Source organism: Paracoccus sp. P2 (genome assembly GCF_046335115.1).
GTDB lineage: Bacteria > Pseudomonadota > Alphaproteobacteria > Rhodobacterales > Rhodobacteraceae > Paracoccus > Paracoccus pantotrophus.
In genome coordinates this window covers 66150-85308 of the sequence record NZ_JBGOSN010000017.1, presented here as the reverse complement: position 1 = coordinate 85308, position 19159 = coordinate 66150, and the positions used below count along the sequence as shown (strand labels likewise).

Genomic DNA, 19159 nt, shown 5'->3' with positions numbered 1-19159 from the left:
GGCCTGCCGGAGCCTTTCCCATGCGCATCGTGATTCTCGGCAGCGGCGCCGGCGGTGGCGTTCCGCAGTGGAACTGTGGCTGCCGCAATTGCGAAGCCGCGCGCGACGGACGCATTCCCGCCATGAGCCAAAGCGGGATTGCCGTTTCCGCGAATGGTCGGGATTGGGCGCTGGTCAACGCCTCGCCCGACCTGCGCCAGCAGCTTGCCGCGACGCCGGCGCTGCGGCCGGCTGGGCTGCGCGGTTCTCCGATCCGCTCGGTGCTGGTGACGAATGGCGATATCGACCATGTCGCGGGCCTGTTGACCCTGCGCGAAGGGCAGGGGTTTCACCTGTTCGCCACGCCCGCGATCCATGCCGTGCTGGCCGCCAACCCGATGCTGGCGGCGCTGGACCCGCGGCTGGTCGCCCGGCACGAGGTGGCGCTGGAGCAGGGCTTCGAGCTGGCGCCGGGCCTGACCGCCACGCTGTTCGCCGTGCCGGGCAAGGTGCCGCTCTACATGGAGGGCGAGCGGGTTGAGACCGAGCTGATGGGCGAGCAGACCGTGGGGGTTGAGCTGGCCGCCAATTGCCGGCGGGTCTTCTATATCCCCGGCTGTGCCTCGGTCCCGGACTGGCTGCGCGGGCGGATCGCCGGGGCGGATGCGCTGCTGTTCGACGGCACGCTGTGGACGGATGACGAGATGCTGCGTGCGGGTTTGGGCGCCAAGACCGGGCGGCGCATGGGCCATGTGCCGGTCTCCGGTCCCGGCGGCAGCCTGGAGGCGCTGCGCGAGCTGGAGCTGGGTGCCCGCATCTACGTGCATTTGAACAATTCGAACCCGCTGGTCGATCCGGCCAGCCCCGAGCGTGCGCAGGCGCAGGCGGCGGGCTGGCAGGTCGGCCATGACGGAATGGAGATCGCGCCATGAAACTTGCCGACCACCGCGCCCAGACCCGCGCCGAGTTCCACGAGCGCCTGAAGCGCATCGGCGCCGAGCGTTACCACGACCGCCACCCGTTCCACAAACGCCTGCATGGCGGGGAATGCACGCCCGACGAGGTGCGGGCCTGGGTCGTCAACCGCTGGCAGTACCAGTCGCGCATCCCGATGAAGGACGCGGCCTTCCTGTCGCGGGTCGAGGATCCGCAGCTGCGCCGCATCTGGCGCCACCGCATCGAGGATCACGACGGCGGCGTCGATCAGGGCGGCGGCATCCGGCGCTGGCTGGCGCTGGCCCGCGCCGTCGGCCTCGACCCCGATTATGTCGCCAGCGGCGTGGGGGTGATGCCGGCGACGCGCTTTGCCGTCGATGCCTATGTCCGCTTCGTGCGCGAGATGCCGCTGCTCGATGCCGTGGCCGCCAGCCTGACCGAGATGTTCGCGCCCAAGATCCATGCCGAGCGCATCGAGGGGTTGCTGAAGCATTACGATTTCGCCGACGACGCCAGCCTCGCTTATTTCCGCAACCGGCTGACCGAGGCACCGAAGGATGTCGAGTTCGGGCTGAACTACGTGCTGGACCATGCCGATACGCTGGAAAAGCAGGATGCGGCGGCGGCGGCGCTGGTCTTCAAGACCGACGTGCTTTGGGCGCAGCTCGACGCGCTGTGGCACGGCTATGTCCAGGGCAACATCCCCCCCGGCGCCTGGCGTCCGGGCGAGGGGCTGCTGGACGCGGCCATCCCCGAGCCGGCCCCCGAGGCCGCGGGGGCCTCATGACCGCGGATCGCATCAGCGGGGCCGCGGTGCCCTATCTGCCGCGGGGCGTGCGGCTGCATGACGACCGCGTGCGCGGCATCCGCGTGCTGCTGGCGCCCGAGCGGGTGATCCAGCTCGATCCGGTGGGCCATGCCATCCTGTCCGAGCTGGACGGCAAGCGCAGCCTGGCCGAGGTGATCGCGACGCTCTGCGCCCGCTACGACGCGCCGCCCGAGCAGATCGAGGGCGATGTGCAGGACTTCCTGCGCGACTTGGCGGACCGGCGCATGGTGTTTCTGGACGGCGAAGCGGGAGGGCCGGCATGAGAGACGATCCCGCCCCCCGCGATATCGACGGCAACCCGGTCCGCGTCGGCCTGCCCATGGCCATGCTGGCGGAACTGACGCATCGCTGCCCGCTGGCCTGTCCCTATTGCTCGAACCCGGTCGAGCTGACCCGCGCCAGCGCCGAGCTGAAGGCGGCGGAATGGGCCGGGGTGTTCCGCCAGGCCGCCGATCTGGGCGTGTTGCAGGTGCATCTGTCGGGCGGCGAGCCCGCCTCGCGCCGCGACCTGGCCGAGATCGCCGCCGCGGCCCGCGATGCCGGGCTTTACGTCAACCTGATCACCTCGGGCATCGGGCTGACCGAGGCGCGGCTGCGCGAACTGGACGGCGCGGTCGATCACATCCAGCTGTCCCTGCAAGGCATCGATGCCGAGATGGCCGACTGGATCAGCGGCTATGGCGGCAGCTTCGCCCGCAAGATGCAGGTTGCGGAATGGGTCCGCGCCATCGGCTTTCCGCTGACGCTGAACGCGGTGGTGCATCGCCAGAACCTCGACCGCCTGCCCGAGATGATCGACCTTGCCGAGCGGTTCGGCTGCCGGCGCATCGAGGTCGCGACCGTGCAGTTCCACGGCTGGGCCGACCTGAACCGCCGGCCGCTGATGCCTACGCAGGCGCAGGCGAACCGCGCGCGCGAGGTGGTGGACGAGGCGCGCCGGCGCCTGCAGGGCCGCATGGTCATCGACTATGTGCCCGCCGACCATCTGGCGGCATTCCCGAAAAGCTGCATGGGCGGCTGGGGCTCGACCGGGCTGAACGTGGCGCCGGACGGCACCGTGCTGCCCTGCCACGCCGCCCAGACCATCAAAACCCTGGTGTTCGAGAACGTGCGCGAGGTGCCCCTGGCCCGGATCTGGCACGACGGGGCGGCCTTCAACGCCTTTCGCGGCACCGGCTGGATGCCCGAGCCCTGCGCCTCCTGCGAGCGGCGCGAGATCGATTTCGGCGGCTGCCGCTGCCAGGCCATGGCGCTGGCGGGCGATGCGCGGGCCACCGATCCGGTCTGTTCGCGCTCGGCCCTGCATGCCCGGCTGCGCGCCGCGGCCGAGGCCGAGGCGGCGAGCGATTCGACCGTGCTGGTCTACCGCCGCATGACAAGGGAGAAACGGGGATGAGGCTGGCTTGCCTGCTTGCCGCGATGATGCTGGCGCCGGGGGCGCTCGCGGGCGAGGTCGCCAATCCCCTGCAGCCCTCTGCCCTGTGGGAGGACATGCGGCTTGCCGTGATCGGTACCGATGAGGAGCCGCCGGTCGATCCGGCGATCTTCGACCTCGACGCGCCGCCGCGGGCCGACAATCCGGCGCTGGTGCCGGTGCGCATCACCCAGCCGCCCGGCGCGCCGGCGATCCGGTCGCTGGCGCTGGTGGTGGACGGCAATCCCGCCCCGGTCGCGGCCGAGTTCACCTTTGGCGCGGCGCTGATGCCGCTGGATTTCGAGGTGCGGGTGCGGGTGGACAATTATTCCGACCTGCGCGCCATCGCCACGCTGGAGGATGGGCGCAAGGTCATGGCCGGGCGCTTCGTCAAGGCTTCGGGCGGCTGCGCGGCGCCGGCGGGCAAGAGCATGGACGAGGTGCGCGCCACCATGGGCGAGATGCGTTTCCGCCAGTCCGAAGGGGACGGGCGCCGGATCGGCACGCTGATGATCCGGCACCCGAATTTCTCGGGCCTGCAACGCGACCAGGTGACGCTGCTGACCATCCCGGCCGAGTTCATCCAGACGCTGGAGGTGAAGCAGGGCGAGGCGCCGCTGTTCACCATGGAGGCCGGGATCTCGATCTCCGAAGACCCGGTGTTCCGCTTTGCCCATGCGCCGGGTCAGGGGCCGGTGACGGTCCATGCCGAGGATACCGAGGGCCGGGCCTGGGATCAGTCCTTCTGAAGCCGCGCCGGATCGCCGCCCAGGTGCAGGGCGCGGGCCTTCAGCGCCAGGGCCTCGGCCGGGTCATGCGTGACCAGCACCAGCCCGGCGCCGCTGCGGGTCAGCAGCGCATCGGTCAAGGCCAGCATCCGCGCCGCCGTATCGGCATCCAGCGAGGCGAAGGGCTCGTCCATCAGCAGGATGTCCGGCCCGGCGGCGAAGGCGCGGGCCAGCGCCAGCCGCCGCTGCTGGCCCAGCGAAAGCTGGCGCGGGAATTTCGTCTCATGCCCGGCCAGCCCGACCTGCGCCAGCCAGTCCCGCGCCGTGGCCGCGCTGCAGCCGGTCGGGATGGTGATATTCGCCACCGCGTCGCGCCAGGGCAGCAGCACCGGCTCCTGGAACACCAGGGCCAGATGGTCGGCGCCTTCCAGCCGGCCGCGATAATCCGTGTCCAGCCCGGCCAGGATGCGCAGCAGTGTCGATTTGCCGATGCCCGAGGGGCCGAGGATTGCCAGCCGCTCGCCCCGCGCCACCGACAGCGCCAGCCGGCCCAGCACCTGCCGCGGGCCGAAGGACTTGGCGTCCAGCTCAAGCCGCATCCTGCCTCCAGCGGTTGGCGCGGCTCTCCCATGGCCGCAGCAGGAGGAGGTCGATGGCCAGCATGACGGCGACGAAGGCCAGCGCCCAGGCCAGCACCCCGGTCACGTCGAAGCTGGAGAACAGCAGGTGGATCTTGAAGCCGACGCCGTTCGAGCGGCCCAGGAACTCGACCACCAGCACGATTTTCCAGATCAGCGAGATCCCGGCCCGCGCCGAGGCGGCGACATGCGGCGCCAACTGCGGCAGCACCACATGGCGCAGCCGCGCCCAGGGCCGCATGCGAAAGGCGCGGGCCATGTCGTCGAGGTCGGGGCGCAGCGCGCGGGTGCCCTCGCGGATCATCACCGTGACCACCGGGATCTTGTTCAGCGCCACGGCCAGGATGGCGGCGGTCTCGTTCAGCCCGATCCAGATATAGCACAGCACGATGACGACCAGCGCCGGCACGTTCAGCAGGATGATGAGGCCGGGGTTGAGCCATTGGTCGGCCCCGCGGCTGCGGCCCATCCACAGCCCCAGCGCCATGCCCGCCGCCATGGCCAGCGCAAAGCTGGCGACCACGCGGAACAGGGTCATGCCGGCGTTGAACCACAGCTCCCCGGTCGCGGCCAGCCGGCCGATGCGCGCCGCCACGTCCCAGGGCGCCGGCAGGGTCTGCGGCCGGTCGGTCAGCTGCGAGGCCAGGGTCCAGACCAGCAGCATGGCCAGGATCGACAGCACCCCCGGCACGAGACCGGGGCGCAGCGCAGGAGATCTGGGCGGTCCGGTCAAGGCAGGGCTACTCCGGCCACCAGAACAGGCCTTCGGGCAGGGTGGCAAGCCCGCCGGTCAGTTCCTCGCCGCCAAGCTCGGCCATCGTGGCGAACATCTTCTGCGCGTTCGCGGCATCGACTGGGCCGGGCGCGGGGATGCCGGCGCGCCAGCCGGCCTTCAGCGCCTCGAACTCGGCATCGTCGGCGGCTTCCATGATTGGGCGCAGCGTGTCCCAGGCGGCATCGTCCCGGGCCAGCAGATCCTTGGCGGCGCGGGAGGCGCGCGCCAGCCCCGCCGCCAGCGCCGGGTTGGCCGCGATCCAGTCGTCGCGCAGCACATAGCCCAGAAGCGGCGTCGAGGGGTCCAGCCCCAGATCGCCCGCCGCCGTCTCGACCGACATGATCTCGCGCATGCCGCGCGCCTGCATCCTGGCCTGGAAATGCCAGAAGTTGATCGCGGCATCGACCTCGCCGGTCTCGGCCGCGTTCAGGATCATCGGCGGCGCGCCGAAGACCTGCTGCGTCACCTCGGCCAGGTCCGCGCCCAGCTTTTCGCGCGACCAGGCGCGCAGGATCAGCCAGCTCTTGTCCACCGGACCGCCGGCGATGCCGATCTTCTTGCCATGCAGGTCGGCCAGGGTCTGCACGGGACTGTCCGCCGGCACCATCACGCCCCCCACGGCAGTCGAATAGGGCAGGAAGCGAAAGCCGGTGCCGCGCGCCCGCTGCTGGGCCACCCACAACCAGTCCGAGACGATGGTATCGACCTCGGCCCCCTGCATGGCGACCTGGGTGGCGGGATTGCCGGCCAGGATCATCGGCACCAGCCGAAAGCCGTTCGCGATGTCGAGCCCGCCCCTGCGGATCGTCTCGATCTCCCAGGCGACGGTGCCGTTTTCCAGCGTGCCGACGCGGATCGCGGGGGTCTGGTCCTGGGCGAAGGCGGGCCGCGCCAGCCCGGCCAAGGCGGCGGCCCCCGCCAGCAAGGCGATTCTGCGGCTGAACGGCATAGTGATTTCCCCCTTGGCCCCGGTCAAATTGCCATGGGGCCCTGTTTCGGCCAATACAACCGAAGTCGTAGCCCGAAACCGGCCTTGCCGTCCAACGGGCTTGCGCCAGCGGGTGGCGGTCTTAAGATGGATGCGTAAAGGTCGGCGGCCAAGGCCCCGACCCACTATCGTTTCTTGGGGAGGAGAACGATGGCCTCAGCCGAAATGCAGTCGCAGGACCGCGCCGCATCGCCAAGGCTTTCCGCAGAGCGTGTCCGCGAGATCCTGATCGTGGACGACCATCCGCTGATGTGCGATGCGCTGGCCCTGACGCTGAAGATCAGCTTCGGGCTCAGGAACGTGCGCACTGCCCGCAGCCTTGCCGCCGCGCTGGAACAGATCCGCAACCAGGGCGCGCCCGACGCGGTGATCCTGGACCTGAACCTGCCCGATGCCAGGGGTGCCGAGGGGCTGGTGACGCTGCGCCGCCAGATCCCGGACGTGCCGATCACCATGATCTCGGCCGACCTGGAAAACGCCATGATCTCGGCCGCGATGGCGGCCGGGGCGCAGGGCTATATCAGCAAGTCGCTGGGCCGCGAGGCGCTGGTGGACAGCCTGCGCCGCATGTGGGAGGGCGAGCGGGTGACGCCCGACAGCTACCAGCCCGACCATGCCGGCGAGGAGGACGCGGCCCGCGCCGAACTGGCCCGCCGCTTCGCCACGCTGACGCCGCAGCAGATGAAGATCCTGCGGCTGATCTGCCAGGGCAAGGCGAACAAGGAAATCAGCTACGAGCTGTCCATCGCCGAGGCGACGGTCAAGACCCATATCACCGCGATCATGTCCAAGATCAACGCCCGGCGCCGCACCCAGGCGGTGCTGCTGGCCAACAGCGTCAGGCTGTTCGAACCGGCATGAGCGCGGCCTCGCCCGAACCCTGGCCGGGCGCACGGTCCGGGGCGCAGCCGGCCGTGCCGCCGCCCGCGCCCATCGCCGTCTCGGTGCCTGCCGCCGGCGCGGATACCGCCCGGCGCATCGCCGCGGCCATGGCGCCCCTGCGCCCGGCGCTGGTCCTGCTGTTCGGCATGCCGGCCGAGGGGCTGCCCGCCCTGGGCGCCGCGCTGCGCGAGCTGCTGGGCGAGGGCTGCCGGGTCGTCGGCTGCTCCTCGGTCGGCGAGATCGGCCCCGCCGGCTATTGCGCGCGGACGGTGACGGCGCTGGGCTTTCCCTCGGCCAGCTTCCGGGTCGGGGTCTGCGTGCTGCGCGACCAGGCGCTGGTGCCGGTGTCGGAATGGATGGCGACGCTGCGCCGCTTTCACGCCGATTTCCGCCCCGACCTGCGGCGCTCCAGCTTCGGCGTGCTGCTGGCCGATGCGCTGGCCCGGCAGGAGGACGTGCTGACCGCGACGCTGGATGCGGCGATCCCCGGCCTGCCCATCGTCGGCGGCTCCAGCGCCGAGGGCATGCGCTTCGAGCCGACCTGCCAGATGGTCGACGGCACCGCGCATCCCGGCGCGGCGCTGTTTTTGCTGGTCGAGACCGATCTGGCGGCGGCCGAGGTCTCGTTCTCGCATTTCAGCCCGACCGACCGCCGCGCCGTGGTGACGGCCGCCGACCGCCACAACCGCGTCATCACGGAGCTGAACGGCGAGCCGGCGGCCCAGGAATATGCCCGGCTGGCCGGCATCCCGGTCGAGGCGCTGACGCCCACGGAATTCGCCCGCCATCCCCTGCTGCTGCGCACCGGGCGGCGCCATCACGTCCGCGCCATCCGCGCCATCACCCCCGAGGGCGGCTTGCAGCTTCTTTCCGGGATCGAGGCAGGCAACATCCTGACGCTGGGCCGGGCGATGGACATGACGCGCGGCTTTGCCGAGGCGCTGGACGCGCTGCCGCGGCCGCCGCTGATGGTGCTGGGCTTCGACTGCGTGCTGCGGCGGCTGGCGCTGGAACGCGCCGGCATGGACGGGCAGATGTCGGAATTGCTGGCGCGCTATCGCGTCGCCGGCTTCAACACCTATGGCGAGCAGCACAGCGGCATGCATGTGAACCAGACCTTTGTCGGCATGGCGCTGATGCCCCCCGAGCCCGGCTGAACCATGTTCCTGCGCGACGACGATCCCCCCGCCCGACGGGTCGAGAAGCTGACGCGCATCGCCGATGTGCTGGTCGAGCGCATCGACCGGCTGGAGGAAAGCCGCGGCTCGGCCTGGTCGATGTTCCAGGCCGCCGTGGCGCTGGAGCAGGAGGTGCAGGTCCGCACCCGCGAGCTGGAACAGGCGCTGGCCGACCTGTCGGAGCGCAACCGCGAACTGGCCGTCGCCCGCGCCTCGGCCGAGGAGGCCAACCGCTCCAAGACCCGTTTCCTGCGCGCGGCAAGCCACGACCTGTTGCAGCCGCTGTCCGCCGCCAAGCTGTTTCTCTCGGCGCTGAAGGACACGCAGCTGGACGAGTTCCAGCGCGAACTGACCGGCCGCCTGACCGGCGCCTTCGAATCGGTCGAGGAGCTGATGCACGCGGTGCTGGACATCTCGCGGCTGGACAGCCAGCGTATCGAGTTCCAGCGCAAGCCGGTCGATCTGGGCGATCTGTTTCGCCGCCTTGCCGTCGAATATGCGCCGATGGCCGAGGCCAAGGAACTGCGGCTCAGCTTTGCGCCGACAACGGTGGTGGTGGAAAGCGATCCGACCTTTCTGCGGCGCATCGCGCAGAACCTGGTTTCGAACGCGATCAAGTATACCGACCGCGGCGGCGTGCTGGTCGGCGTGCGCAAGCGCGGCGAGCGCGCCTGGCTGGAGATCTACGACACCGGCATCGGCATCGCCGCCGCCGACCGCGCCCGCATCTTCGACGAATTCCAGCGCATCGGGCGCGACGGCGGGGTGCCGGGCATGGGGCTGGGCCTGTCCATCGTGCGCCGCGCCTGCGCCAAGCTGGGCCATCCCATCGCCATGGACAGCGAGCCGGGGCGCGGCACCGTGTTTCGCGTCAGCCTGCCGCTGGTGGCGCCGGGATGCGAGGCCGCGCGGCCCGAGGGCGCCGGCCAGGGCCCGCATCTGCGCGGCCGGGTGGCGCTGGTGGTCGAGAATGACGACGCCATGCGCCGCGCCCTGCAACTGGTGCTGCAGGACCGGCTGGGCATGGTGGCCCGCGTCTCGGGCGGCATTGCCGAGGCGCTGGCGCAGATGGGCGACGAGCCGCCGGACGTGGTGATCGCCGATTATAACCTCGACAACGGCGATACCGGCCTGCAGGCCATCGCCGCCCTGCGCAAGGCGGCGGGGCAGGCGGTGCCGGCCATCGTGGTCTCGGCCCGACGGGGGCCGGAACTGGGCAGCGTCTGCCAGAAGATGGGCGTGCCGGTGCTGGAAAAGCCCGTGCGCCCCGAGGATCTGCAAGCCATGCTGCAGCGGATGCTGGCCTAAGACCAAAGCAGCAGGCAGCCGGCGGCGGGCTTTCGCCGCGGCCCGGACGGGGGCAGGGTCGCAGACAGGGAGGAAAGGACCGGGATGAAAGTCTTGCAAGCCCTGGCGCTGATCGGATTGCTGGCCGGCCCGCTTGCGGCGGGCGAGGCGGGCGACCTGGTCTTTGCCGAGCGCGGCCCCTGGGATCTGTCGCAGGGACCGCTGGTCTGGACGCTGCGCCAGACCGGGCCCGAGGCCGAGGGCTTTGCGCCCGCGGGCGCGGGCACCGTGACACTGGCCGCCGTCCCCGACGCCGCGGACGGCCAGCCGGCGCTGGAACTGACCGAGCAGACGGCGCGCATCACCCGCAGGATCGGCCCCTTCCCGGTCTCGGGCGGCGATCCGGCGCTGATCTTCTTTCTGGAAACCACCGCGCGGGACATGGCGGCGCTGACCGGCGGCAGCCCGTTCTATATCCGCAACCGGCTGAAGGACGCGCTGTTCCGCGGCGGCGAGGTCCGGCGCGAGGGCGGGGCGACCGTCGCCGTCTTCGCGCCTTTCGCACAGGACGAGAACCGCGGGCGCATGGCCGGCTTCGACACGCTGGAGCTGCGCTTTACCCTGGGCGATCCGAAGCGGCCGATCCGGCGCATGCAGGCCGGGACCGGCCCGCTGGCCGGCGGACGGCCGGCCTATCACAGCGAGATGGTGTTGAAATGATGCGGGCAACCCTGACGGCAGCCCTGACGCTTTCGGCCGGCATGGCCGGGGCGCAGGCGATAAACGACTATCCGACCAATGCGCGGGCCGATTATGTCTTCGTCTGCATGGCGACGAACGGCCAGACCCGCGAGATGCTGGAGCGATGCAGCTGCGCCATCGACCAGATCGCCGAGATCCTGCCCTATGAAGACTACGTCAAGGCCGAGACGGTGCTGGCCATGCGCCAGACGCCGGGCGAGCGCGCCGGCATCTTTCGCCAGGGCATTGCCGTCAACGACATCGTTGCCAATTTCCGCCGCGCCGAGGCCGAGGCCGAGATCCTCTGCTTCTGAACTGGACAATCCGCGCGCCCCGCGCTTCCTTGGCGGCAAGCTGAACAGGAGGGAAGCCATGGATCTGGGGATCAGGGGCAAGCGGGGCCTTGTCTGCGCCGCGTCGAAGGGGCTGGGCCGGGCCTGCGCCGAGGCCCTGGCCGAGGCCGGGGTCGATCTGGTCGTCAACGCCCGCGGCGCCGAGACGCTGGAGGCCGCCGCGCAGGAGATCGCGGCGCGGCACGGCGTTTCGGTCACGCCGGTCGCCGCCGACATCACCACCGAGGCGGGCCGCGCCGCCGTGCTGGAGGCCCTGGGCGGGCAGGCCGACATCCTGGTCAACAATGCCGGCGGCCCGCCGCCCGGCAGCTGGACCGACTGGTCGCGCGATGATTTCATCAAGGCCATCGACGCCAACATGCTGACCGCCATCGCGCTGATGCAGGCGCTGGTGCCCGGCATGATGGAGCGCGGCTGGGGCCGGGTGGTCAATATCACCTCGCAATCGGTGCGCTCGCCCATCGCGGTGCTGGGCCTGTCGAACACCGCCCGCGCCGGGCTGACCGGCTTTGTTGCCGGCATGTCGCGGCAGGTGGCGCCGCATGGCGTGGTGGTGAACAACCTGCTGCCGGGCATCCATGCCACCGACCGCGCCGTGAGCCTCGATTCGGGCGTGGCCAGGGCCGAGGGCATCGACCTGGACGAGGCCCGGCGCCGGCGCGAGGCGACAATTCCGACCCGCAGCTATGGCCGGCCCGAGGATTTCGGCGCCGCCTGCGCCTTCCTGTGCAGCCAGCAGGCGCGGTTCATGGTCGGGCAGAACATCCTGCTGGACGGGGGCGCGCTGAACGTCACGGTCTGAAAAACCGGGCGACAGAAGGCTCTTGCCAGAATCCTGCCGCCCGGATACGACGAAGGTCGGAAATCGGGAGACATTGGCGAAATGCCAGGGCCGAAGGAGCAACCGCCCCGGGAATCTCTCAGGCAAAGGGACCGTTTTCCAATGTACGCTCTGGAGAGAGGCGGCAGATGCCGCCCGCCGAAGGGATAACGATCTCAGGCGCCCCCGTTTCGGGGTAGGGACAGAGGGGGCATCTAACCGGGCGGGATCGGTCCGTCCGCAAGACAGGGGATGCCCATGGCCGAGCTTCGGCGCACGATGCTATACGACCTGCACCTTTCGCGCGGCGCGAAGATGGTGCCCTTTGCCGGCTGGGAAATGCCGGTGCAATATCCGATGGGCGTGCTGAACGAGCACCTGCATACCCGCGCCCATGCCGGCCTGTTCGACGTCAGCCACATGGGCCAGGTGATCCTGCGCGGCCCCGGCGTGGCCGAGGCGCTGGAGACGCTGGTGCCCGCCGATATCACCGGGCTGGCCGAGGGCCGGCAGCGTTACGGCCTGTTCACCAATGACTCGGGCGGCATCCTCGACGACCTGATGATCGCCAACAAGGGCGACCACCTGTTGCTGGTGGTGAACGCCGCTTGCGCCGAGCAGGACATCGCCCATCTGCGCCGGCTGGAAGCCGCCGGCATCTCGGTCGAGCCGGTGACGGATCGCGGGCTGCTGGCGCTGCAGGGGCCCGAGGCCGAGGCGGTGCTGGCGCGGCTGGTGCCCGGCGTGGCGGCGATGCGCTTCATGGACGTGGCCGAGTTCGACTGGCATGGCGCCACGCTCTGGGTCAGCCGTTCGGGCTATACCGGCGAGGACGGGTTCGAGATTTCCGTGCCCGGGGATCGCACGGTCGCCTTCGCCGAGGCGCTGCTGGCCGAGCCCGAGGTGGCGCCCATCGGGCTGGGCGCCCGCGACAGCCTGCGGCTGGAGGCCGGGATGCCGCTTTACGGCCATGACATGGACGGCTCAACCCTGCCGGGCGAGGCGGGTCTGGGCTGGTCGATTCCCAAGGTGCGGCGCGCCGGCGGCGCGCGTGCGGGCGGCTTTCCCGGCGCGGATTCCGTGCTGGCGGAACTGGCCGAAGGCCCCGCCCGCGGCCGCATGGGCCTGCGCCCCGAGGGTCGTGCGCCCATCCGCGAGGGGGTCGAGATCTTCGACGTGGCCGAGGGCGGCGCGGCGGTCGGCACGGTCTGCTCGGGCGGTTTCGGCCCCTCGGTCGGCGGGCCGATCGCCATGGCGATCCTGCCCGCCGGGCTTGTCCCCGGCGCGACCCTTTGGGCCGAGTTGCGCGGCAAGCGCATTCCGGTGACGATTACTCCGCTTCCTTTCCATCAACCAAGCTACAGGCGCTGAGAGGCCAGGCATGCTGAAATACACCGAAGACCACGAATGGCTGAAACAGGACGGCGACGAGATCGTCGTCGGCATCACGGCGCATGCCAGCGAGCAGCTGGGCGACGTCGTCTTCGTCGAATTGCCCGAGGTCGGCCGCGAGGTCGAGGCGGGCGAGGAGATCGTGGTGATCGAATCGGTCAAGGCGGCCTCGGACATCGTGGCCCCGGTCGCCGGCGTCATCACCGCCGTCAACGAGGCGCTGCCCGATGCGCCCGGCGCGGTGAACGAGGATCCGATGGCGGCCTGGTTCTTTCGCATCAAGCCGGCCTCGGTCGACCTGTCCGGCTTCCTGGACGAGGCGGGCTACCAGGCGCTGATCGGCTGAAGCTGCCGGGCCTTGCGGCCCGGCGGAAGCCGGGGGCGCTTCGCCCCCCGGACCCCCCGAGGGTATTTGGAAAACGGAGAAAGGCGGGGCGTTCCCGGCCCGTGCGATCCCGAAGGCAATGCTTGTGAACATTCTGACGCATCGAGGCCAGTGATGGGTAAATGGACCCCGACCGACTATAATCCCGACGATTTCGCCAATCGCCGTCACATCGGGCCTTCTCCGGCCGAGATGGCGGCGATGCTGAAGGTCGTGGGCGCCGAGACGCTGGAGGAGCTGATCGGCCAGACCGTGCCGGCGAGCATCCGGCAGGCCGAGGCCCTGGACTGGCCGGCGCTGTCCGAGGCGGCGCTGCTTCAGCGCATGCGCGAGGTGGCGGCGAAGAACAAGGTGATGACCAGCCTGATCGGGCAGGGCTATTACGGCACCGTGACCCCGCCGGCGATTCAGCGCAATATCCTGGAGAACCCGGCCTGGTATACCGCCTATACCCCCTACCAGCCCGAGATCGCCCAGGGCCGGCTGGAGGCGCTGCTGAACTTCCAGACCATGGTCGCGGACCTGACTGGGCTGCCGGTGGCCAATGCCAGCCTGCTGGACGAGGCGACCGCCGCTGCCGAGGCCATGGCCATGGCGCAGCGTGCGGCGAAGTCCAAGGCCCGCGCCTTCTTCGTCAGCGAGAACCTGCATCCGCAGACCGTCGCCGTGATCGAGACCCGCGCCGCGCCCCTGGGCATCGAGATCATCCGCGGTAGCAGCTGCGACCCCTCGCAGGTCTTCGGCGCCATCTTCCAGTATCCGGGCACCTTCGGCGAGGTCCGGGACTATACCGCCGAGATCGCCGCGCTGCATGCGGCGGGCGCGGTGGCGATCATGGCCACCGACCTTTTGGCGCTTTGCGTGCTGAAGGAGCCGGGGGCGATGGGAGCGGACATCGCCGTGGGCTCGGCCCAGCGGTTCGGCGTGCCGATGGGTTATGGCGGGCCGCATGCCGGCTTCATGGCCTGCCGCGACGAGATGAAGCGCGCCATGCCCGGCCGCATCGTCGGCGTGTCCATCGATGCCAAGGGCAACCGTGCCTATCGCCTGTCGCTGCAGACCCGCGAGCAGCATATCCGGCGCGAGAAGGCGACCTCGAATGTCTGCACCGCCCAGGCGCTGCTGGCGGTGATGGCCAGCTTCTACGCCGTGTTCCACGGCCCGGTGGGCCTGCGCGCCATTGCCCAGCGGGTGCATCTGAACGCGGTGACGCTGGCCGATGCCCTGCGCGCCGCCGGGGCCGAGGTCCAGCCCGAGGCATTCTTCGACACCATCACCGTGCGGGTGGGCGTGGGGCAGGCGGGGATCCTGGCCGCCGCCCGGCATCGCGGCATCAACCTGCGCAGGGTCGGGCGCGACCGGGTCGGCATCTCGGTCGACGAGACCACGGATGCGGATGTGATCGCCCGGGTGCTGGACGCGTTCGGCATCAGCGATCCGGCCGCGCCGGCCCAGGCGCCGGCGATCCCCGAGGCGCTGATCCGCGAAAGTGACTACCTGACCCATCCGGTCTTTCACATGAACCGGGCGGAATCCGAGATGATGCGCTATATGCGCCGCCTGTCGGACCGCGACCTGGCGCTGGACCGGGCGATGATCCCGCTGGGCAGCTGCACGATGAAGCTGAACGCGGCGGCCGAGATGATGCCGATCACCTGGCCCGAGTTCGGTGCGCTGCATCCCTTTGCGCCCGAGGACCAGGCCGCCGGCTATCACGAGGTCTTTGCCGACCTGACCGAGAAGCTGTGCCAGATCACCGGCTATGACGCGTTCTCGCTGCAGCCGAACAGCGGCGCGCAGGGGGAATATGCCGGCCTGCTGACCATCGCCGCCTATCACAAGGCGCGCGGCGAGGATCGCGATATCTGCCTGATCCCGGTTTCCGCGCATGGCACCAACCCGGCCAGCGCGCAGATGGCGGGGATGAAGGTCGTGGTGGTGAAATCGGCCCCGAACGGCGATATCGACCTGGAGGATTTCGCCGACAAGGCCGCGAAGGCCGGCGACCGGCTGGCGGCGGTGATGATCACCTATCCCTCGACCCATGGCGTCTTCGAGGACACCCTGCGCGAGGTCTGCCGCATCACCCATGAGCATGGCGGCCAAGTCTATATCGACGGCGCCAACATGAATGCGCTGGTCGGCCTGGTGAAGCCCGGAGAGATCGGCGGCGATGTCAGCCACCTGAACCTGCACAAGACCTTTGCCATCCCGCATGGCGGCGGCGGTCCCGGCATGGGGCCGATCGGGGTCAAGGCGCATCTGGCGCCCTTCCTGCCCGCCGACCCGCGGACGGGGTCGGGCGCGGTCTCGGCGGCGCCCTGGGGCTCGGCCTCGATCCTGCTGATCTCCTGGGCCTATATCCTGATGATGGGCGGCGCGGGGCTGACCCAGGCGACGCGGGTCGCGATCCTGAACGCGAACTATGTCGCCAGCCGCCTGGCCGGCGCCTATCCGGTGCTGTTCATGGGCAATCGCGGCCGGGTGGCGCATGAATGCATCCTGGACATGCGGCCTTTCCAAGAGCATGGCGTGACCGTGGACGACATCGCCAAGCGGCTGATCGACAACGGTTTCCACGCGCCGACGATGAGCTGGCCGGTCGCCGGCACGCTGATGGTCGAGCCGACCGAATCGGAGACCAAGGCCGAGATCGACCGTCTGATCACCGCCTTCCTGGCCATCCGCGACGAGATCACCGAGATCGCCGAGGGCCGGATCGGCGCCGAGGCTAGCCCGCTGCGCCACGCGCCGCATACGGTCGAGGATCTGGTCGCCGACTGGGACCGCGCCTATTCGCGCGAGCAGGGCTGCTTCCCGCCGGGCGCCTTCCGGGTGGACAAATACTGGCCTCCGGTCGGGCGGGTGGACAATGCCTATGGCGATCGCAACCTGGTATGCACCTGCCCGCCGGTTGCGGATTATGCCGAGGCGGCCGAGTGATGCACCTGCCCCCGCCCCGTTCGGGCGGGGGTCTTTGCGGGGGCTTGCGAAAAGCCGCGAAAGCGGCCTTGACAAGCCCCGGCGCTTGGGCGAGATAGCACGCCGATGGGGCCGTAGCTCAGTTGGTAGAGCGCATCGTTCGCAATGATGAGGCCAGGGGTTCGATTCCCCTCGGCTCCACCAATTCTCTCGCACATTTCGATGAAATATCAGCCGCTTGGGCGGATGCCGCCGCGCGTCACCCCAGGCTGGCCTCGACAGCCGGAAAAAAGATGCCGCTGGATTTCGCTGGGTGTTCAACGACCCGTGTAGCCCGGAAGCGAGCCGGATCGAGATGTCAGATTCGTGGCGCGTCTAGAAGCCTTCTTGCCCGCTCTGGACGCCGAAGCGGCGGGCATCAGTTCAGCGCCGGATCGGCTAGGCCGCCCGGCGCGCGGCCCGCCGCCTTTGGCGGCGCCAAGCGGGCCATCGCATTGCCGTCCGGCTTCGGGTGCCCATGACGCGTCGAACGAAGATACGGCAATCGTCCGGCTTGACAGTCCGGGGAGAACGGGCGCCCCCTTTGTGCAACCGCCCTAGCAATCGAACTCCGCTGCGGCCCGGATATCCGGGCTGGCGGCACGGCGCTTGGCCCTCGGGCGGATCGCCAAGCGGCCCGCCCCTCCGGCGCGTCGGCCTCAGCCCGCCTTGCCGGGATCGTGGCCCAGCAGGCGCAGCGCGTTCAGCGTCACCAGCACCGTCGCGCCGGTATCGGCCAGGATCGCGATCCACAGCCCGGTGATGCCCAGGACCGATGTGACCAGAAACACCGCCTTCAGCCCCAGCGCGATGGCGATGTTCTGGCGGATATTGGCCATCGTGGTCCGCGCCAGACGGATCAGCGCCGGCACATCCGTCACCCGGTCGCGCAGGATCGCAGCATCCGCCGTCTCCAGCGCCACGTCGGTGCCCGAGCCCATGGCGACGCCGACGCTGGCCTGCTTCAGGGCCGGGGCGTCGTTGATGCCGTCGCCGATCATCATCACGCCCCCCTGCGCGGCCATGTCGCGGATCGCTTCCAGCTTGTCGGCGGGCAGCATCCCGGCCCGGAAGCCGAGCCCCAGCGCGCCGGCGATGGCCTGGGCGGTGCGGGGATTGTCGCCGGTCAGCATGGTCGCCTCGATCCCCATGGCCTTCAGCTGCCGCAGCGCCTCGGCGGCATCGGGGCGCGGCTCGTCGCGCAGGGCGATCAGGCCCAGCGGCCGGTGCTGGTCGAAGACGGCCACCACGGTCATGCCCTGGGCCTCCATCCCTTCGGCTTCGGACGCGTCACGCAGCCCGCCCATCGCCGCGGCATGCCGGGGCGCGGCGACCCAGGCGCGGGTCTGGCCCAGCATGGCCTCGACCCCCTGGCCGGGCAGGGCGCGGGCGGCATGGGCAGGCAGCGGCGCGATCCCCGCCTCGGCCGCCCGGCGCAGGATGGCCTGGGCCAGCGGGTGGCTGGAGCCGGCTTCGACCCCGGCGGCGGCGGCCAGCAGCGCGGCCTCGGTCACGCCGGGGGCGGGCAGGATGCGCACCACCGCCGGCCGGCCCAGGGTCAGCGTGCCGGTCTTGTCAAAGGCCAGGTGCCGGACATGGGCCGCCGCCTCGATCACCGCGCCGCCCTTCATCAGCAGGCCGCGCCGCGCGCCCGAGGACAGCGCCGAGGCGATCGAGGCCGGGACCGAGATCACCAGCGCGCAGGGGCAGCCGATCAGCAGCAGCGCCAGCCCGCGATAGATCCAGGTGTCCCAATCGGCGCCGAAGCCCAGCGGCGGGACCAGCATGGCCAGCGCGGCGGCCGCCACCACGGCGGGCATGTACCAGCGGCTGAAGCGGTCGATGAACCGCTCGGTCGGGGCGCGGGATTCCTCGGCCTGCTCGACCAGGCGGATGATGCGGGCGATGGTGTTGTCCGAGGGCGCGCGGGTGACGCGGATGCGCAGCGCCGCCTCGGTATTGATCGAGCCGGCAAGGACCGGCTCGCCCGGCCCGCGGCTGCGGGGCAGGCTTTCGCCGGTCACGGGGCTTTCGTCCAGGCCGCTGATGCCGGCGACGATCTCGCCATCGGCGGGGATGCGGTCGCCAGGCCGGACCAGAACGACCTGGCCGATCGCCAGCCGGTCGGCGGGAATTTCGCGGGTGCCGCCGCCGTCGATTTCCAGCAGCGCGGTTCGCGGCACCAGGTCGGCCAGCGCCCGGATGCCGTCGCGCGCCTTGCCGGCGGCGACGCCCTCCAGCAGCTCGCCCAGGGCGAACAGGAACACCACCAGCGCGGCTTCCTGTGCCGCGCCGATCACCAGCGCGCCAAGGGCCGCGATGGTCATCAGCGCCTCGATGGTGAAGGGCTGGCCCATGCGCAACGCGGCAAGGGCGCGGCGCGTCACCGGGGCAACGCCGATCAGGCAGGCGGCCAGGAAAGCCCATTGGCCGGCCGCCGCCGGGGCCAGCAGTTCAAGGCCCCAGGCGACCGCCAGCAGCAGGCCGGTCAGGATCACCAGCCGGCCCTTGCCGGTCCGGTGCCAGCTTTCGCCGCGATCCGGGCGGACGGGGACGCCGGGGTGCGATGCCGCGGCGGGCGCATCCGGCAGCGCCGGGCCGGGTGCCCCTGGCCCCTTGGGCGCGATGTTGTAGCCCAGCTTGCGCACCACCCCCTCGATCTCGGCTTCGGCTGTGGTACCGGGCGTCAGGGTCAGCGCCAGCCGCTCGGCCATCAGGGCGACGCTGACCTCGCTGACGCCGGGCAGCCGCTCGACCGCGCGCATGACCTTGGCGCTGCACGAGGCGCAATCCATGCCCGTCACCGTCCATTCGCGCCGCTGTGCCTGTTCCATACCCATCATCCTTCTTCTGCCCGCGCCGCTGCGCGGGGT

General features: G+C 70.6%; 18 protein-coding genes, 1 tRNA gene and 1 riboswitch. Of the genes, 15 read left to right on the top strand and 4 right to left on the bottom strand.

Annotated features, from left to right (window positions below; genetic code table 11):
• Positions 1-20 precede the first annotated feature (20 nt).
• Genes pqqB through ACDP63_RS12730 form a run of 5 tightly spaced genes read left to right on the top strand, consistent with a single transcriptional unit; the run spans position 21 to position 3907 of the window.
• Positions 21-911, top strand: a complete 891-nt coding sequence (pqqB, locus tag ACDP63_RS12750) for a pyrroloquinoline quinone biosynthesis protein PqqB (RefSeq protein ID WP_024843520.1) — start codon at positions 21-23, stop codon at positions 909-911.
• The gene (pqqC, locus tag ACDP63_RS12745) at positions 908-1702 is read left to right on the top strand and encodes a pyrroloquinoline-quinone synthase PqqC (RefSeq protein WP_024843521.1); all 795 of its coding nucleotides are present in this window, start codon (positions 908-910) and stop codon (positions 1700-1702) included. Before pqqB ends, pqqC begins: the two co-directional genes overlap by 4 nt.
• Entirely contained in the window at positions 1699-2007 is a 309-nt protein-coding gene (gene pqqD / locus ACDP63_RS12740; RefSeq protein WP_024843522.1) for a pyrroloquinoline quinone biosynthesis peptide chaperone PqqD, read from the top strand. Before pqqC ends, pqqD begins: the two co-directional genes overlap by 4 nt.
• Complete coding sequence (gene pqqE / locus ACDP63_RS12735) at positions 2004-3140, top strand: pyrroloquinoline quinone biosynthesis protein PqqE (protein ID WP_024843523.1); 1137 nt, start codon at positions 2004-2006, stop codon at positions 3138-3140. Before pqqD ends, pqqE begins: the two co-directional genes overlap by 4 nt.
• On the top strand, positions 3137-3907 hold the full coding sequence (locus ACDP63_RS12730) for a quinoprotein dehydrogenase-associated SoxYZ-like carrier (RefSeq protein ID WP_024843524.1): 771 nt from the start codon (positions 3137-3139) through the stop codon (positions 3905-3907). Before pqqE ends, ACDP63_RS12730 begins: the two co-directional genes overlap by 4 nt.
• On the opposite strand, the gene ACDP63_RS12725 is transcribed toward ACDP63_RS12730, so the two are convergent.
• From ACDP63_RS12725 to ACDP63_RS12715, 3 genes are all read right to left on the bottom strand, one after another.
• Positions 3895-4485, bottom strand: a complete 591-nt coding sequence (locus tag ACDP63_RS12725) for an ATP-binding cassette domain-containing protein (protein WP_024843525.1) — start codon at positions 4483-4485, stop codon at positions 3895-3897. The genes ACDP63_RS12730 and ACDP63_RS12725 overlap by 13 nt on opposite strands.
• Complete coding sequence (locus tag ACDP63_RS12720; RefSeq protein ID WP_374327897.1) at positions 4475-5188, bottom strand: ABC transporter permease; 714 nt, start codon at positions 5186-5188, stop codon at positions 4475-4477. Before ACDP63_RS12720 ends, ACDP63_RS12725 begins: the two co-directional genes overlap by 11 nt.
• A 76-nt stretch (positions 5189-5264) precedes the next feature.
• Positions 5265-6248, bottom strand: coding sequence for an ABC transporter substrate-binding protein (locus ACDP63_RS12715; RefSeq protein WP_409928101.1), 984 nt, complete (start codon positions 6246-6248; stop codon positions 5265-5267).
• Positions 6249-6437: 189 nt separating this feature from the next.
• Between ACDP63_RS12715 and ACDP63_RS12710 the strand changes: the two genes are divergently transcribed.
• From ACDP63_RS12710 to ACDP63_RS12665, 10 genes are all read left to right on the top strand, one after another.
• Positions 6438-7148 carry a response regulator transcription factor gene (locus ACDP63_RS12710; protein WP_024843528.1) on the top strand — a complete coding sequence of 237 codons (711 nt, stop codon included), beginning with the start codon at positions 6438-6440 and terminating at the stop codon, positions 7146-7148.
• Positions 7145-8326, top strand: coding sequence for an FIST N-terminal domain-containing protein (locus tag ACDP63_RS12705; RefSeq protein ID WP_024843529.1), 1182 nt, complete (start codon positions 7145-7147; stop codon positions 8324-8326). Before ACDP63_RS12710 ends, ACDP63_RS12705 begins: the two co-directional genes overlap by 4 nt.
• 3 nt (positions 8327-8329) lie before the next feature.
• Positions 8330-9655, top strand: a complete 1326-nt coding sequence (locus tag ACDP63_RS12700; protein ID WP_409928100.1) for a hybrid sensor histidine kinase/response regulator — start codon at positions 8330-8332, stop codon at positions 9653-9655.
• A gap of 84 nt (positions 9656-9739) precedes the next feature.
• The gene (locus tag ACDP63_RS12695; protein ID WP_024843531.1) at positions 9740-10354 is read left to right on the top strand and encodes a hypothetical protein; all 615 of its coding nucleotides are present in this window, start codon (positions 9740-9742) and stop codon (positions 10352-10354) included.
• Positions 10351-10689 carry a hypothetical protein gene (locus tag ACDP63_RS12690; RefSeq protein ID WP_024843532.1) on the top strand — a complete coding sequence of 113 codons (339 nt, stop codon included), beginning with the start codon at positions 10351-10353 and terminating at the stop codon, positions 10687-10689. Before ACDP63_RS12695 ends, ACDP63_RS12690 begins: the two co-directional genes overlap by 4 nt.
• 58 nt (positions 10690-10747) lie before the next feature.
• Positions 10748-11530 (top strand): SDR family oxidoreductase, encoded by a 783-nt coding sequence (locus tag ACDP63_RS12685; RefSeq protein WP_024843533.1) that lies wholly within the window; start codon positions 10748-10750, stop codon positions 11528-11530.
• 54 nt (positions 11531-11584) lie between these two features.
• Positions 11585-11674, top strand: a riboswitch (glycine riboswitch).
• A 132-nt stretch (positions 11675-11806) separates the two neighbouring features.
• Positions 11807-12919 (top strand): glycine cleavage system aminomethyltransferase GcvT, encoded by a 1113-nt coding sequence (gene gcvT, locus ACDP63_RS12680; RefSeq protein WP_024843534.1) that lies wholly within the window; start codon positions 11807-11809, stop codon positions 12917-12919.
• A 10-nt stretch (positions 12920-12929) separates the two neighbouring features.
• Positions 12930-13286 carry a glycine cleavage system protein GcvH gene (gcvH, locus tag ACDP63_RS12675; protein WP_081750479.1) on the top strand — a complete coding sequence of 119 codons (357 nt, stop codon included), beginning with the start codon at positions 12930-12932 and terminating at the stop codon, positions 13284-13286.
• A 153-nt stretch (positions 13287-13439) separates the two neighbouring features.
• Entirely contained in the window at positions 13440-16268 is a 2829-nt protein-coding gene (gcvP, locus tag ACDP63_RS12670) for an aminomethyl-transferring glycine dehydrogenase (RefSeq protein WP_024843536.1), read from the top strand.
• A gap of 107 nt (positions 16269-16375) precedes the next feature.
• Positions 16376-16451, top strand: a tRNA-Ala gene (locus ACDP63_RS12665).
• A 494-nt stretch (positions 16452-16945) separates the two neighbouring features.
• Here the strand turns inward: ACDP63_RS12665 and ACDP63_RS12660 are convergent.
• Positions 16946-19126, bottom strand: coding sequence for a heavy metal translocating P-type ATPase (locus tag ACDP63_RS12660; RefSeq protein WP_028710085.1), 2181 nt, complete (start codon positions 19124-19126; stop codon positions 16946-16948).
• Positions 19127-19159: the final 33 nt, after the last annotated feature.